The organism is Paenibacillus phocaeensis, assembly GCF_900021165.1.
Classification (GTDB): Bacteria; Bacillota; Bacilli; order Paenibacillales; family Paenibacillaceae; genus Fontibacillus; species Fontibacillus phocaensis.
In genome coordinates this window covers 15235-29951 of the sequence record NZ_FCOQ01000039.1, presented here as the reverse complement: position 1 = coordinate 29951, position 14717 = coordinate 15235, and the positions used below count along the sequence as shown (strand labels likewise).

The 14717-nt window shown below is 57.6% G+C and carries 13 protein-coding genes; all 13 read left to right on the top strand.

The genetic code is table 11. From position 1 onward, the window contains the following. Positions 1 to 365: 365 nt before the first annotated feature. The 13 genes from purS (at position 366) to BN3795_RS24390 (ending at position 14708) form a co-directional block, all read left to right on the top strand. On the top strand, positions 366 to 611 hold the full coding sequence (gene purS, locus BN3795_RS24450; protein WP_068787290.1) for a phosphoribosylformylglycinamidine synthase subunit PurS: 246 nt from the start codon (positions 366 to 368) through the stop codon (positions 609 to 611). Positions 612 to 613: 2 nt separating this feature from the next. Beyond that, entirely contained in the window at positions 614 to 1303 is a 690-nt protein-coding gene (gene purQ / locus BN3795_RS24445) for a phosphoribosylformylglycinamidine synthase subunit PurQ (protein WP_068787289.1), read from the top strand. Continuing rightward, positions 1281 to 3524, top strand: coding sequence for a phosphoribosylformylglycinamidine synthase subunit PurL (gene purL, locus BN3795_RS24440; protein WP_068787288.1), 2244 nt, complete (start codon positions 1281 to 1283; stop codon positions 3522 to 3524). The genes purQ and purL overlap by 23 nt, the downstream gene beginning before the upstream one ends. Continuing rightward, a complete protein-coding gene (gene purF / locus BN3795_RS24435) occupies positions 3509 to 4990 on the top strand; it encodes an amidophosphoribosyltransferase (RefSeq protein WP_068787287.1) in 1482 nt (493 codons plus the stop codon). Before purL ends, purF begins: the two co-directional genes overlap by 16 nt. A gap of 278 nt (positions 4991 to 5268) precedes the next feature. Then, positions 5269 to 6312: a phosphoribosylformylglycinamidine cyclo-ligase gene (purM, locus tag BN3795_RS24430; protein ID WP_068787286.1), complete on the top strand. Its 1044-nt coding sequence runs from the start codon at positions 5269 to 5271 to the stop codon at positions 6310 to 6312. Further along, positions 6312 to 6932, top strand: coding sequence for a phosphoribosylglycinamide formyltransferase (purN, locus tag BN3795_RS24425; protein WP_068787285.1), 621 nt, complete (start codon positions 6312 to 6314; stop codon positions 6930 to 6932). Before purM ends, purN begins: the two co-directional genes overlap by 1 nt. Before the next feature lie 131 nt (positions 6933 to 7063). Further along, complete coding sequence (gene purH, locus BN3795_RS24420; protein WP_068787284.1) at positions 7064 to 8611, top strand: bifunctional phosphoribosylaminoimidazolecarboxamide formyltransferase/IMP cyclohydrolase; 1548 nt, start codon at positions 7064 to 7066, stop codon at positions 8609 to 8611. A 120-nt stretch (positions 8612 to 8731) separates the two neighbouring features. Next, on the top strand, positions 8732 to 10003 hold the full coding sequence (purD, locus tag BN3795_RS24415) for a phosphoribosylamine--glycine ligase (protein WP_068787283.1): 1272 nt from the start codon (positions 8732 to 8734) through the stop codon (positions 10001 to 10003). 117 nt (positions 10004 to 10120) lie between these two features. Next, positions 10121 to 10339 carry a hypothetical protein gene (locus BN3795_RS24410; RefSeq protein WP_068787282.1) on the top strand — a complete coding sequence of 73 codons (219 nt, stop codon included), beginning with the start codon at positions 10121 to 10123 and terminating at the stop codon, positions 10337 to 10339. Positions 10340 to 10485: 146 nt separating this feature from the next. After that, a complete protein-coding gene (ilvA, locus tag BN3795_RS24405) occupies positions 10486 to 11748 on the top strand; it encodes a threonine ammonia-lyase IlvA (RefSeq protein ID WP_068787281.1) in 1263 nt (420 codons plus the stop codon). 796 nt (positions 11749 to 12544) lie between these two features. Next, the gene (locus BN3795_RS24400; RefSeq protein WP_198524834.1) at positions 12545 to 13534 is read left to right on the top strand and encodes an ABC transporter ATP-binding protein; all 990 of its coding nucleotides are present in this window, start codon (positions 12545 to 12547) and stop codon (positions 13532 to 13534) included. Further along, the gene (locus BN3795_RS24395) at positions 13527 to 14285 is read left to right on the top strand and encodes an ABC transporter permease (protein ID WP_068787280.1); all 759 of its coding nucleotides are present in this window, start codon (positions 13527 to 13529) and stop codon (positions 14283 to 14285) included. The genes BN3795_RS24400 and BN3795_RS24395 overlap by 8 nt, the downstream gene beginning before the upstream one ends. A 48-nt stretch (positions 14286 to 14333) precedes the next feature. Then, positions 14334 to 14708 carry a GntR family transcriptional regulator gene (locus tag BN3795_RS24390; RefSeq protein ID WP_068787279.1) on the top strand — a complete coding sequence of 125 codons (375 nt, stop codon included), beginning with the start codon at positions 14334 to 14336 and terminating at the stop codon, positions 14706 to 14708. The last annotated feature ends 9 nt before the right edge of the window (positions 14709 to 14717 follow it).

The window sequence follows — 14717 nt, the reverse complement described above, 5'->3', positions numbered from 1 at the left end:
TAAACTTCGACGATTTAAGCCGAATAAGGTCTATGGGTTCCATTACAGCGGGAAATGGTCGGGAAATGAGTGAATAAGGTCGCTACGTTCCGTTAGGAGTTTGAGGGACCAGGCAAGAACCTGCCCTTTTGGCGGCCTTTTGAGGAGTATCCCTTTCGGTCAGGAGAGGGGCAGTAATCAGATTCAAGCAGATTCAGACGCATTATGGAGAGATCAGAAATCCAGCGAGATTCAGACGCATTTATGGAGGGATCCAGCCAGGTCCTGCAGATCCAGGCGGCCGGGCCTGGAGGGATCCAGCCAGGTTCAGCAGATCCAGGCGGCCGGGCCGCATAAGTCCAAAACTTAGGAGGAACACGAGGAACATGATGAAAGCGAGCGTTTATGTCACGATCAAGCAAAGCGTACTTGACCCGCAGGGGGTTGCCGTCCAGGGGGCGCTTCATTCCATGGGATTCAGAGAAGTGGACAGTGTCCGCATCGGCAAATATATGGAGCTGACGCTCGACACGAACGATCGCTTCGAGGCGGAAGCCCGGGTGAAAGCGATGTGCGAGAAGCTGTTGGCCAATACGGTGGTAGAAGACTACCGCTTCGAATTGGAGGACTAACCATGAAATTCGCGGTACTCGTATTCCCCGGTTCCAACTGTGATATCGACTGTTACAAAGCGGTGGAAGAGACGCTGGGCGAGCCGGTTGATTATGTGTGGCACACGGCCACCGATTTGTCCGCCTACGACTGCATCCTGGTTCCCGGCGGGTTCTCCTACGGCGACTATCTGCGGTGCGGGGCGATTTCCCGCTTTGCGCCGGTGATGGCGGAAGTGGCCAAGGCCGCGGAGGAAGGCAAATACGTGCTGGGCATCTGCAACGGATTCCAGATCCTGACGGAAGCCGGACTGCTGCCAGGCACGCTGCGCCGCAACGCATCGTTGAAGTTCCGTTGCCATGACACGGAGCTGCGCGTGGAGAACAACGACAACCCGTTTACGTCGCAGTATGCGCCGGGCGAAGTCATCACGATCCCGATTGCGCACGGCGAAGGCAACTATTATTGCGACGAAGCTACACTGGAGCAGCTTAAGAAGAACAATCAGATTATTTTCCGGTACGTTCAAAATCCGAACGGCTCGGTGGACGATATCGCCGGCATTTCCAACGAACGCGGGAACGTCGTCGGCATGATGCCGCACCCGGAGCGGGCAGTCAGCTCCCTGCTTGGTTCGGAGGACGGCAAGAAGATGTTTACATCCATTTTGAAGGCTTGGAGGGATCGGCATGAGTCAGCAAGTGTCCGCTAAGGAACCGAATGCAGAACAAATTGCGGAGCAGAAAATTTACAAACAGATGGGCGTTTCCGACAGCGAATACGAACTGATTTGCGGATTCCTTGGGCGCAAGCCGAATTATACGGAAATCGGCGTGTTCAGCGTCATGTGGTCCGAGCATTGCGCCTACAAAAACTCGAAGCCGCTCTTGCGGCGGTTTCCGACCAGCGGCCCGCGCGTACTGATGGGGCCGGGCGAAGGCGCCGGGATCGTCGATATCGGCGACAACCAAGCGGTTGTTTTTAAAATCGAAAGCCATAATCACCCCTCGGCTGTGGAACCGTACCAAGGTGCGGCGACAGGTGTGGGCGGGATTATTCGCGATATTTTTTCCATGGGGGCCCGACCTGTGGCACTGCTGAACTCCTTGCGATTCGGCAAGCTGGAAAGCGAACGCGTGAAATATTTGTTCGAGCACGTCGTGTCCGGGATTGCGGGATACGGCAACTGCATCGGCATTCCGACAGTCGGCGGGGAGGTCGTGTTCGACGAGAGCTACGAAGGCAATCCGTTGGTGAACGCGATGTGCGTGGGATTGATCGATCATGACAAAATCCAGCGCGGCGTCGCCAAGGGCGTTGGCAACCCGGTGTTTTACGTGGGACCGCCAACGGGCCGGGACGGCATCCACGGTGCGACGTTCGCCTCGGAGGAGCTGACGGAGGAATCCGAAGCCAAGCGGACGGCGGTGCAGGTGGGCGACCCGTTCATGGAAAAGCTCGTAATGGAAGCTTGCCTCGAATTGATCGACACCGGCATCGTACTGGGGATCCAGGACATGGGCGCGGCGGGCTTGACCTGCTCCAGTGCGGAAATGGCCAGCAAGGCCGGCAACGGTCTTGAGCTGTATCTCGACCAGGTGCCGCAGCGCGAGGAAGGCATGACTGCCTACGAGATGATGCTGTCGGAGTCGCAGGAACGGATGCTGTTTGTCGTCGAGCCGAAGGATGAGGCGCAGGCACGGGAGATTTTTGAGCGTTGGGGCGTCATCTGCGCGAAAGTCGGTAAAGTGACGGACGACGGCCGTCTGAAGCTGTTCCATCACGGGGAACTGGTCGGCGACATGCCGGTCACAGCGCTGGTGGACGAATGCCCGATTTACGACAAGCCTTCCGAAGTACCGGCTTATTTTGAGCAGAATGCATCGGTGGATACAACCCGTTACGAAGAGGTGCGCGATTTGGGCGCGGCGCTGGAACAAGTGCTGGCCTCGCCTTCCGTCGCGAGCAAAGCGTGGGTATACAACCAATACGATTACATGGTGCGTACGAGCACGGCCGTTCGTCCGGGTTCGGACGCTGCGGTGGTAACGGTTCAAGGCACGCGCAAGGCGCTGGCGATGACGACCGACTGCAACGGGCGGTTCGTGTACCTGGATCCGGAAATCGGCGGGCGGATCGCGGTCAGCGAAGCGGCGCGCAATATCGTCTGCTCCGGCGCGGAGCCGCTGGCGATCACCGACAACCTGAATTTCGGCAGCCCGGAGAAGCCGGATATTTTCTGGCAGATGGAACGGGCGGTCGACGGGATGGCGGAAGCTTGCCGCGTGCTGGATACGCCGGTCATCGGCGGGAACGTCAGCTTGTACAATGAGAACGCGAAAGGCGCGATTTATCCGACGCCGGTCGTGGGCATGGTTGGTCTGGTGCATGACACCGACCATATTACAACGCAAGGCTTCAAGTCGGCGGGGGACATTGTGTTCCTCTTGGGCGAAACGAAAGCGGAGCTGGGCGGCAGCGAGCTGCAGGCTGTCGTGCATGGCGTCGTGGAAGGACGTCCGCCGCAACTGGATTTGGACGTGGAGAAAAAATTGCTTGGCGCGGTGCTGGAAGCGATCCAAGGCGGTCTGGTGCGTTCGGCGCACGACTTGTCCGAAGGCGGTCTGGCCGTCGCCTTGGCTGAATCATGCATCAGCGGCGGGCTTGGCGCCAAGGTAGATGTCGCAAGCAATCTGCGTCCCGACTTTGCGTTGTTCAGCGAATCGCAGTCGCGGATTCTGCTGTCGGTGTCGCCGGAGAAGGCGGAGGCGCTGGAGAAGCTGCTCGCGGAGCGAGGCGTCCCTGCGGCGCGGATCGGGGTCGTGGAAGGTTCGGAACTGAACGTTGCCGTAAACGGAACGGGGGTTCTGAGCAAACCGGTAGAGCAGTTGACACGCGTCTGGGAGGATGTCATTCCATGTCTGATGCAATAATGCCAGCGCAGAGACTTTGGACCGGAGACTACTACAACGAAGGGGCGGGGCACGCGGATCCGTTCGATACGTTGCGCGAGGAATGCGGCGTGTTTGGCGTATTCGGCCACGCCGAAGCGGCATCCCTCTCCTACTATGGACTGCACGCCTTGCAGCACCGGGGGGAAGAAAGCGCGGGGATCTGTACGACCGACGGTGCGGACTTCAATTATCACCGCGGCATGGGATTGGTCAAGGAAGTGTTCGACCGCGACAAGCTGTCCTCGCTGCAAGGCGACCGCTCGATCGGCCATGTCCGCTATTCGACGAGCGGAGACAGCAAGCTGACGAATGCGCAGCCGCTGATTTTTAAATACCGCGACGGCGATTTGGCGGTGGCGACCAACGGCAACATCGTGAACGCCCCGAAAATCCGCCGCCAGCTGGAGCAAAGCGGCTCGATCTTCCAAACGACCAGCGATACGGAGGTCATCGCCCATCTGATCGCCCGCTCGCCGAAGGATTTCGTCGAGGCGGCGAAAGAGGCGCTCGGGCAACTGGTCGGAGGCTTCGCCTTCCTGCTGCTGACGAACGACAAGCTGATCGCCGCCAGCGATCCGAACGGCTTGCGCCCGCTGGTCATGGGCCGGCTCGGCGACGCGTACCTGTTCTCGTCCGAGACATGCGCGTTCGAGGTCGTTGGCGCGGAGACGGTTCGCGAAATCCAGCCCGGCGAAATGCTGGTGCTGGACCGGGACGGTCTCCGCGAGGAGCGTTACGCCGAGCCGGAACGCAAGGCGCTGTGCGCGATGGAGTATATTTACTTCGCGCGTCCCGACAGCGACATGAACGGCTCGAACCTGCATGCCAGCCGCAAGCGGATGGGGCAGGTGATGGCGCAGGAGTCGTTCGTCGATGCGGACGTGGTCACCGGCGTTCCGGACTCCAGCATTTCCGCCGCCATCGGCTATGCGGAGCAGACCGGCATCCCTTACGAGCTGGGCTTGATCAAAAATAAATACACCGGCCGCACGTTCATTCAGCCAAGCCAGGAGCTGCGCGAGCAGGGCGTGAAGATGAAGCTGAGCGCCGTGCGCCGCGTCGTGGAAGGCAAACGCGTCGTGATGATCGACGACTCGATCGTACGCGGCACGACCTCGCGGCGGATCGTCAATCTGCTGCGCGAGGCCGGCGCGACAGAGGTGCATGTCCGCATCACCTCGCCGCCGTTCAAGAACCCTTGCTTCTACGGCATCGATACGCCGGATCGCGGCGAGCTAATCGCCTCGTACAAATCGGTGGAAGAGATTTGCCGGGAAATCCATGCGGATTCGCTGGAGTTTCTGAGCCCGCAGGGGCTGATCCAGGCGGTTGGCGGGGAGAATGCCAAGGACTATAAAGGCGGGCTGTGCATGGCTTGCTTTGACAACGATTATCCGACCCGGACGGATTTTGACGGGGAAGAGAAGTTTGGCTGTACGTGCTAGCCGACAGCACCGAGCTAGTAACGAGTAACGGAACTACACGCTCCTATTTGGTGTGAAAAGCCGTGTTTGCCTCGCTAACGGAACCAGAAGCTCTTATTGGCTCCAAACGAACCGAAAACGTGGATTAAGAAGCCCAATAAAGGCTCTGAGTTCCGTTAAAACTGGGAATAACCTGATTTGTCGTCAATAGCGGCGCTCAGTTCCGTTAAGTATGAACGAATCAACTGTTTCATCCTATTAATTATTCTGGAGTATTCCTGAAGGAGTGGGTCCCTCTCGTGTCTGAAGCATACAAGAAAGCCGGCGTCGATATCGCGGCCGGGAATGAAGCGGTTGAGCGCATGAAAAAACACGTCAAACGGACGTTCCGCCCGGAAGTGATGACCGATTTGGGCGGCTTTGGCGCTTTGTTCGGTTTGAACAAGGACAAATACGCGGAGCCCGTGCTTGTGTCGGGAACGGATGGCGTGGGCACGAAGCTGAAAATCGCCTTTGCCATGGATAAGCACGATACGATCGGGATCGACGCGGTGGCGATGTGCGTGAACGATATCGTTGTGCAGGGGGCGGAGCCGCTCTTCTTCCTCGATTACCTGGCGTGCGACAAGGTTGTGCCGGAGAAAATCGAAGCGATCGTCGCCGGCATCGCCGAAGGCTGCAGCCAATCGGGCTGCGCGCTGATCGGCGGAGAGACCGCCGAGATGCCGGGCATGTACAGCGAAGGCGAATACGACATCGCCGGCTTTACGGTCGGCGTCGTCGACAAGAGCAAAATCGTAAACGGCAGCCGCATCGCTCCCGGCGACACGGTGATTGGACTTGCGTCCAGCGGCGTGCACAGCAACGGGTTTTCGCTCGTTCGCAAGCTGCTGCTGGAAGATGCGGGTTACGCCTTGACCGACAAGCTCCCTGAGCTGAACGGCGAGGTGTTGGGCGACGTGCTGCTGACGCCAACCAAGCTGTATGTGAAGCCGGTGTTGTCCTTGCTGGAGCAAGTAGACGTGAAGGGAATGGCCCATATTACGGGCGGCGGGTTCATCGAGAATATCCCGCGCGTGCTGCCGGAAGGCGTTAACGTCGAAATTGCGTACGGCTCTTGGCCGATTTTGCCGATATTCGATTTGCTCCAGAAGCGGGGGGACGTCAGTCCTCGGGATATGTTCACGACGTTCAACATGGGCATCGGGTTGGTGATCGTTGTGGCGGCGGATCAGGCGAAGGCGGCGGTTGCCGCTTTGGAACAGGCGGGCGAAACGCCTTATGTCATCGGTAAAGTCACCGAAGGACAACGGGCGGTGACCTTTACGGGGGCGGACGTCTAATGGGCGCTGCGAAATACCGGATCGCCGTGTTCGCTTCGGGGCAGGGCAGCAATTTTCAAAATTTGCTGGACGCTTCGCGGGCGGGCGAGCTGGGTGCCGAAATTGTGCTGCTCGTTTGCGACAAGCCGCAAGCCTTCGTCGTCGAACGGGCTCGCCGGGCCGGCGTCGAATGTTATCTGTTTGACCCGAAGGCCTACGCGCGCCGGGAAGACTATGAGGCGGAAATCGCCGCCGAGCTGGAGAAGCGTAGCGTCGATTTGGTGGTGCTGGCCGGTTACATGCGGCTGCTGACCGCGACCTTGGTAGAGCCGTACGCCGGGCGTATGATCAATATTCATCCTTCGTTGTTGCCGGCTTTTCCGGGCAAAAATGCGATTGGCCAGGCCTGGGACTACGGCGTAAAGGTAACGGGGGTCACGGTGCATTTGGTCGACGGCGGGATGGATACCGGGGCGGTCGTTGCACAGGAAGCGGTGGAGATTGCGCCGAACGATACGCTGGAATCGCTGGAAGGCAAAATCCATGCCGCGGAACAGCGTTTATATCCGCAGGTCGTGTCGTGGTTCGCTAAAAACCGGGTGCGCGTCGAAGGCAGAAAAGTTACCATTCTGTCGGAATAGGAAGCGCTGCAAGGCGCTTGATTGCGGGATTTTCGCAGAGAATGGATCGGATGAGGAAGACGTGCAGGGGTTTCGATATTTCCCGAGAAATATCGGGGGCATGATTCGCCAAAATAAAGGAGGAGCCGATTGTGAGTATAAAAAGAGCGCTCGTAAGCGTGTCGGATAAAACGGGCATCGTGGATTTTTGCCGCGAGCTGTCGCAGCTGGGTGTGGAAATCATTTCGACAGGGGGCACGAAAAACCTGCTGGCGAAGGAAGGCGTACCGGTCATCGGGATTTCCGAGGTTACCGGGTTCCCGGAAATCCTCGACGGACGCGTCAAAACGCTGCATCCTGCGGTACACAGCGGGCTGCTGGCGGTGCGCGACAGCGAGGAGCACCAAGCGCAGATGAAGGAGCTGGGACTGGATTATATCGACCTAGTGGTCGTGAATTTGTATCCGTTCCAGGAGACCATCGCCAAGCCGGACGTCACGTATGAGGATGCGATCGAAAATATCGACATCGGCGGACCTACGATGCTTCGCTCAGCCGCCAAAAACCATGCGTTCGTCAGCGTCGTTGTCGACGCCGCCGACTATGGGACGGTGCTGGACGAGGTGCGTGCGGGCGGCGATACGACGCTTGCGACGCGCAAACGGCTTGCGGCCAAAGTTTTCCGCCATACGGCGGCTTATGATGCCCTGATTTCCGATTATTTGTCGAAGGTGACCGGCGATCCGCTGCCGGAGCGTTATACGGTAACTTACGAGAAGATCCAGGATTTGCGTTACGGCGAAAATCCGCACCAAAAAGCGGCATTTTACCGCAAACCGCTGGCGGCTGCCGACACATTAACCGGCGCGGAGCAATTGCACGGGAAAGAGCTCTCCTACAATAACATCAACGATGCCAACGCGGCGCTGCAAATCGTCAAGGAATTCGACGAGCCGGCGGTCGTGGCGGTCAAGCATATGAACCCTTGCGGCGTTGGAGTTGGCGCGAGCGTGCTCGAAGCCTACCAAAAAGCGTACGAAGCCGACCCCGTGTCGATCTTCGGCGGGATCGTGGCGGCCAACCGCATCATTGACGCCGATACGGCGATGTTGCTGAAGGAGATTTTTCTGGAGATTATTTTGGCACCGGGCTTTACGGATGAAGCGCTGGAGATCCTCACGAAGAAGAAAAATATCCGCCTATTGAAGCTTGGCGGCCTGGAGCTGGGCGCAAGCCGCAGCAGCCAGTTCGTCGTTACTTCGATCGACGGCGGTATGGTGGTGCAGGAGAGCGACGTGCATTCGCTGAAGGAATCCGACTTGACGGTCGTGACCGATCGCAAGCCAACCGAAGCGGAGTTGAAGCAGTTGTTGTTCGGCTGGAAAGTCGTTAAGCATGTGAAGTCTAACGCGATCGTGCTGGCGAAGGACGATATGACCATCGGCGTTGGCGCGGGGCAAATGAACCGCGTGGGCGCAGCCAAGATCGCCATCGAACAGGCGGGCGAGAAAGCGAAGGGCAGCGTTCTGGCGTCGGACGCGTTCTTCCCGATGGGCGATACGGTCGAGGCGGCCGCCAAGGCCGGCGTTACCGCGATCATCCAGCCGGGCGGCTCCGTGAAGGACGAGGAATCGATCAAGGCTGCGAACGAATACGGGATCGCCATGGTGTTCACCGGCGTGCGGCATTTCAAGCACTAGGCCAAGGCCTTACGGCAGGATCGCTGCGGCGGCCCTGCCGTTTTTTCGCGGGATTGCGGCGGAGTGTTGCAATGGTGGGCTGACAGGTGATTTGAGTTCCCTGAAACGAAGGAGGAGACGATGGATATTTTGGTGATTGGCGCCGGAGGGCGCGAGCACGCGATTTGCTGGAGCCTGGCGAGAAGCCCCAAGGCCGGGACGATTTACTGCGCTCCGGGGAATGCGGGGATTGGAGAGATTGCCGAGCTGGTGCCGATTCAGGTCAATGAATTCGCCAAGCTGGCGGCTTTTGCAGAAGAGAAGCAGGTTGGGCTGGTTGTGGTGGGTCCGGATGATCCGCTTCCAGACGGGATTGTGGATGTGTTTGAGGCGAAGGGGATTCCGGTCTTTGGTCCGCGTAAAAATGCCGCCCAGATCGAAGGCAGCAAGACGTTTATGAAGGATCTGTTGAAAAAATACAACATCCCTACCGCAGCATACGAGAAATTCGACAAGTACGAGCAGGCGCTGACGTATCTCCAAAGCCGTCCGGTGCCGATCGTCATCAAGGCGGACGGCCTTGCCGCAGGCAAAGGGGTAACGGTCGCCTTCACCCGTGAAGAGGCGGAAGCGGCGCTGAAGAGCATTATGGTCGACAAGGTGTTCGGCGACTCCGGCAGTCAGGTCGTAATTGAGGAGTTTCTCGAAGGGCAGGAAATGTCGATTTTGTCGTTCGTCGACGGGGAAACCGTGCGCCCGATGGCGGCGGCCCAAGACCACAAGCAGGTGTATGACGGAGACAAAGGCCCGAACACCGGGGGGATGGGGACGTATTCCCCGCTGCCGCATATCGCGGATTCGATCATTGACGAAGCGATCGAGACGATCATCAAGCCGACCGCCCGAGCGATGGTCGCCGAAGGCCGGCCGTTCCGCGGCGTGTTGTTCGCCGGGTTGATGATCACGCCGGACGGCAAGCCGAAGACGATCGAATTTAACGCTCGCTTTGGCGATCCGGAAACCCAGGTCGTTTTGCCGCGGCTGCGGAGCGATCTGCTCGATATTTTCCTGGCAGCGGTAAACGGGACACTGGATCAAGCGGAGATCGAATGGAGCGAGGAGGCGGCGGTATGCGTCGTGTTGGCGTCCGGCGGTTACCCGGTCTCGTATCCGAAAGGCTTGCCGGTTCACGGGCTGGATGAAGCTCAAGCTGCCGGTGCACTGGTATTCCACGCTGGCACGGCCACGGGCTCCAACGGAGAACTGGTGACGAACGGCGGCCGGGTCCTCGGCGTGGTGGGTTTGGGCCAATCGATTGCCGAAGCCAGGGACAAAGCTTATGAGGCAGCGGAACGCATCCGGTTTGACGGTAAGCACCAGCGTACGGATATTGCGGCGAAGGCGCTCGTATAAGTTTGCAGGGATGCCGGCGGTTAAGGATAAACCGCTTCCGATTCGCGCATGTTAAGGGATATTGGGGAGATGGCATTTCGGATTCCCCGCAATTCTCTATCGGGAGGCGGCATCATCATGAGCGACAAAATGAAGGAAATGCTTCCGGTCTCGCGCGAAGAGGTGGAAGTCGAAGGCGTATACCGGGACGAGCTGGGACGGGAAGTGTATTTGCAGAAAGGCGAGGAATTCCCTTCCGATCCGGTCTACGGCACGATGGAATGGGAACTCAGCGAGCTGTCCCAAGAGAAAAATTCCAAAGGCCATACCGACGACCGTCTCATACCGAAGAAATAAAGGTTGATCCAGCGCCCTTCCATAGGAGTTCCCCTCCGATGGAGGGGCGTTTTGGCTTGTGGCATGCAAAAGAACTTGAACCGGAGGCGGTTTCAGGTGTACCTTTATTAGAATGAGAGAATAAGAGCTAAAGCGAGGAGAAATAGATGAACCAGGCGGAACGACAAACGGTTGGCATGGAAGACATCGTCAAAGCGCATCACGTCCTGAAGGAAGTGGTGATCCGAACACCGTTGCAGTTGGATGCGACGTTATCGGCCAGATATGAATGCAGCGTTTATTTAAAAAGAGAGGATCTGCAGGTCGTGCGTTCCTTTAAAATCCGCGGGGCGTACAACATGATTCGCAGCCTGCAACCCGAGGATTTGGAGCGGGGCATCGTGTGCGCGAGCGCCGGTAACCATGCGCAGGGCGTGGCCTTCTCTTGTAATGCGTTGGGGATTCAGGGGAAGATCTACATGCCAAGCACGACGCCAAATCAGAAGATCAAGCAGGTCAAAAGATTCGGCGGGGAGCATGTAGAGGTTGTTCTGACCGGTGACACCTACGATGACGCATACGCAGAGGCCATGAAAGCCTGCCGGGAGGACGGCATGACCTTTATTCATCCGTTCGACGATCCGAAGATCGTCGCCGGCAACGGGACGATCGGCATGGAGATTATGGAGAGCCTGACTGCACCGGCTGACTATGTGTTTGTAACGATCGGCGGCGGCGGCCTGGTGTCGGGCGTAGGGACTTACTTCAAGACGGTAAGCCCGGAGACGAAGCTCATCGGCGTAGAGCCGTCCGGTGCGGCTTCCATGACGGAAGCGTTAAAGCGAAAGCAGGTCGTGACGCTGGAATCGATCGATAAATTTGTCGACGGGGCGGCGGTGAAGCGAGTGGGCGACTTGAATTACGAGATTTGCGCGAAGGTGCTGAACGACATCGTTCAGGTCCCGGAAGGCAAGGCCTGCACCACGATATTGGAGCTGTATAATGACAGCGCCATCGTGGTTGAGCCGGCAGGAGCACTGCCCGTATCGGCATTGGACATGTACCGCGACCAGATTCGCGGGAAGACGGTCGTCTGCGTGATCAGCGGCGGCAATAACGACATCGACCGGATGCAGGAGATGAAAGAGCGTTCGCTCATTTACGAAGGGTTGAAGCACTACTTCCTGATCAACTTCCCGCAGCGTGCCGGCGCGCTTCGCGAATTCCTGGAAGAGGTGCTGGGACCGAACGACGACATCGCGCGGTTCGAGTACACCAAGAAGCATAATAAGGAGAACGGCCCGGCCCTGGTTGGCATCGAGCTGAGCGACAAAGCGGATTATGAACCGTTGATCAGCCGCATGTCCGCTAAAGGGATCGTCTATACCGAGCTGAACCGGGATTTGAATTTGTTTAACTTGCTGATCTAATAAGGATACCGGGAAATACAGCGATTCATGAGCTGGCAGCCCTCTTCGATTTCGGTCGAAGAGGGCTTTTTTGCGTGATGTGCGTTTTGAGTTGGGGATCGGGGCGGAAGCGGGGGGGTGACGGCCGGAATTGTCAGTTGCCGATAGGTGGCTAACGGAACGTACCGACCTTATTTGCCGAGACTGTACACTCGCCGGATGCTAACGGAACATAGAGGCGTTATTTGCTCCAAAACCACAGGGTTACGCCGGTTTTTCTGCCAATAAGGTTATCTCCTTCCGTTAGCCTGGGAAATCACGCGGGAAATTACGAATAACGTCGCTACGTTCCGCTAGAGTTGATTGAGTTGATTGACGAACAGACTAAGGTGGTTTCGAGCGGCGATAGGGGGGAGCGTGGAGATACGAGGCTATAGTTGGCAAATTAGGCGATAGTGTGTGGAGATGCGGGAGCTGTGAGCAGCAATGGGAATGGAAGGGGTGGGAGTGGCGGGGGTTGCCGCGAGCGGCGACGATAGGTGATGAGCGCTAGGGCCTAGGGGCGGCGACGGCGCACGGGGAAAGAACTGGGGACTCGCTCTAAACACTTGTTGAAAACGTGCTTTACAATATCAATATACTAGTGTACTATTTAACTATTACACTGATACATTGAAGGGGACGCAAGGCGATGTATGTAACACCCGTCCATTGAACGCGAACCCAATGCAATGCAACCTAACCTAACTGCCAGTGTATTGAACATGACACAGATCTATTGAAGGAGTGAATCGAAGTGAACGTGCAACTTGAGCATATGGAAAGCGGAGCGGCGGAAGCGGCCGCGGCTGCGGGTGTGGCTAATGCGGCAGGGCGGGAGCCGGTCGTATTGTCGGTTCAACAGGTGACGAAGCGCATCGGCAGCAAGCGGATCGTCGATACGTTGTCTTTTGATATCCGGCGCGGGGAAATCGTGGGGCTGCTGGGACCAAACGGCGCAGGGAAAACAACCACGATCCGCATGATCGTCGGCCTGATCGGTATGACGGAGGGCGATGTCCTGGTGAAGGGGACCAGCGTCCGGGCACATTTCTCCCAAGCGATCGCCCACGTGGGTGCAATCATTGAGAATCCCGAGTTCTACCCGTATATGACCGGATATGACAATCTGAAGCAATATCAGCGGATGAGCGAGGGGATCACGGAGGAGCGGATTCGGGAGGTAACCCGGCTGGTCGGGCTGGAGAAGGCGATGGATAAGCGCGTGAAGGCTTACTCGCTGGGGATGCGCCAGCGGCTTGGGATCGCGCAGGCCTTGTTGCATCGCCCGTCGATCCTGATTCTCGATGAGCCGACGAACGGGCTCGATCCCGCAGGAATTCGGGAGATGCGCGACTACCTCAAGCGGATTGCGGCGGAAGAAGGCATCGCCGTACTCGTGTCCAGCCACTTGCTGGCCGAGATGGAGCTGATGTGCAGCCGCGTGGTTGTCATTCAGGAAGGGAAGCTCGTGACGGAACGCGTCCTGGGAGCCGCCGCTGAGAAAGCCGAGGAGCGGGTGAATGTGACGTTCCGGGTCGGCGATGCGGAAGCGGCGAAAGCCCGGCTCATTCGGATGGAGGAGATCCGCATTCTGGGGGTGTCTCCGGAGCGGGGAGAAGTGACGGTTTCCGTGCGCGACAGCTATATTCCGCGCGTCGTCGGCGCGCTGGGCGGCGAAGGCATCGCCATATACCGGATTGAAGAAGTTAAGGCGTCGCTGGAAGATGAATTCTTGAAATGGACAGGAGGAAACCAAATTGCGTAGTTTTACCAGGCTTGTCGGGAATGAATGGCTGAAGATGTCCAAGAAACGCAGCTTTTTCGTCCCTTACGCGCTGATCGCCGCAGCTATCACCGGGATGATTTACATGATATATACCTTCTCGGAGCAGTCCCCCGCGTTTCTCGAGTTCGCCATGATGGCGATGTCCAGGAACGGCTTAGGTCAAATGACGACCTTGCTGGTCATTATTTGCACGGCAGGCATTGTAGCGAAGGAGCACAGCCTCGGCACGATCAAGCTGCTGCTGATCCGTTCGCAAAGCCGCAGCCGCATTCTGGCCTCCAAATACGCGGCGGTGCTGTTGTTCACCTTGTCCATCTTCGCCTTTGCTCTGGCGTTGGCTCTGCTCGGCGGCGGACTGGTCTTCGGATTCAGCGGCGCGCCGGGAACAGGCTGGGGCGATGTCCTGTACAGCGCTTTATATCAACTTATCTACACCCTCGTTTATGTTACGATCACATTCCTTGCCGGCATTCTAACGCGCTCAACAGGCGCAACGATCGGCATCGGCATGTTCCTCGTCGTGCTGGAAGAACTGGTAGTGGTTCTGCTCTCGAGATATGCTTTTGCGAAGTATCTTATTTTTGCCAACGCCGACTTATCGGTCTACCTGAACGGGAATCCGCCGTTCCCCGGCATGACGTTAACCTTCTCCGCCGTGGTGATTGCCGCCTATTTGGCCTTGTTTCTCGCAGTTAGCTTTGTTACGTTTAAAAAACGGGATGTCGCTTGACCGATTTAATCTAGACCTGCGACATACGGCGGAAAGGAGCCATGGGATGTGACCATCGAATTCGACAATAATCTGCCGATCTATTTGCAAATCATGAACTATTTAAAACGGGAAATCGTGACCGGCAGACTTAAGGCTGGCGATAAAATTCCGTCGGTGCGCGAGCTCGCGGCCGAACTGCAAATTAACCCGAATACTGTACAGCGGACTTTTCAGGAATTGGAGCGTGAAGCCATCGTGGAAACGAAACGCGGACTCGGAAGATACGTGACCAGCGAGGAGTCGAAAATTATGACCATCAAAAAAGAAATGGCCGGCGAGCTGCTTGACCGCTTTATCGGCGGGATGCAGGAGCTGGGCTTCAGCAGTCAGGACATTGCGGCATTGGTTGCCGACGCCATAAATATGGACGATCAACACTAGAGAGGGGGC

Bases quoted from the DNA above. Each gene is read 5' to 3' on its own strand.
- purS (WP_068787290.1), top strand. From the start codon at position 366: ATGATGAAAGCGAGCGTTTATGTCACGATCAAGCAAAGCGTACTTGAC.
- purQ (WP_068787289.1), top strand. From the start codon at position 614: ATGAAATTCGCGGTACTCGTATTCCCCGGTTCCAACTGTGATATCGAC.
- purL (WP_068787288.1), top strand. From the start codon at position 1,281: ATGAGTCAGCAAGTGTCCGCTAAGGAACCGAATGCAGAACAAATTGCG.
- purF (WP_068787287.1), top strand. From the start codon at position 3,509: ATGTCTGATGCAATAATGCCAGCGCAGAGACTTTGGACCGGAGACTAC.
- purN (WP_068787285.1), top strand. From the start codon at position 6,312: ATGGGCGCTGCGAAATACCGGATCGCCGTGTTCGCTTCGGGGCAGGGC.
- purD (WP_068787283.1), top strand. From the start codon at position 8,732: ATGGATATTTTGGTGATTGGCGCCGGAGGGCGCGAGCACGCGATTTGC.
- BN3795_RS24410 (WP_068787282.1), top strand. From the start codon at position 10,121: ATGAGCGACAAAATGAAGGAAATGCTTCCGGTCTCGCGCGAAGAGGTG.
- ilvA (WP_068787281.1), top strand. From the start codon at position 10,486: ATGAACCAGGCGGAACGACAAACGGTTGGCATGGAAGACATCGTCAAA.
- BN3795_RS24400 (WP_198524834.1), top strand. From the start codon at position 12,545: ATGGAAAGCGGAGCGGCGGAAGCGGCCGCGGCTGCGGGTGTGGCTAAT.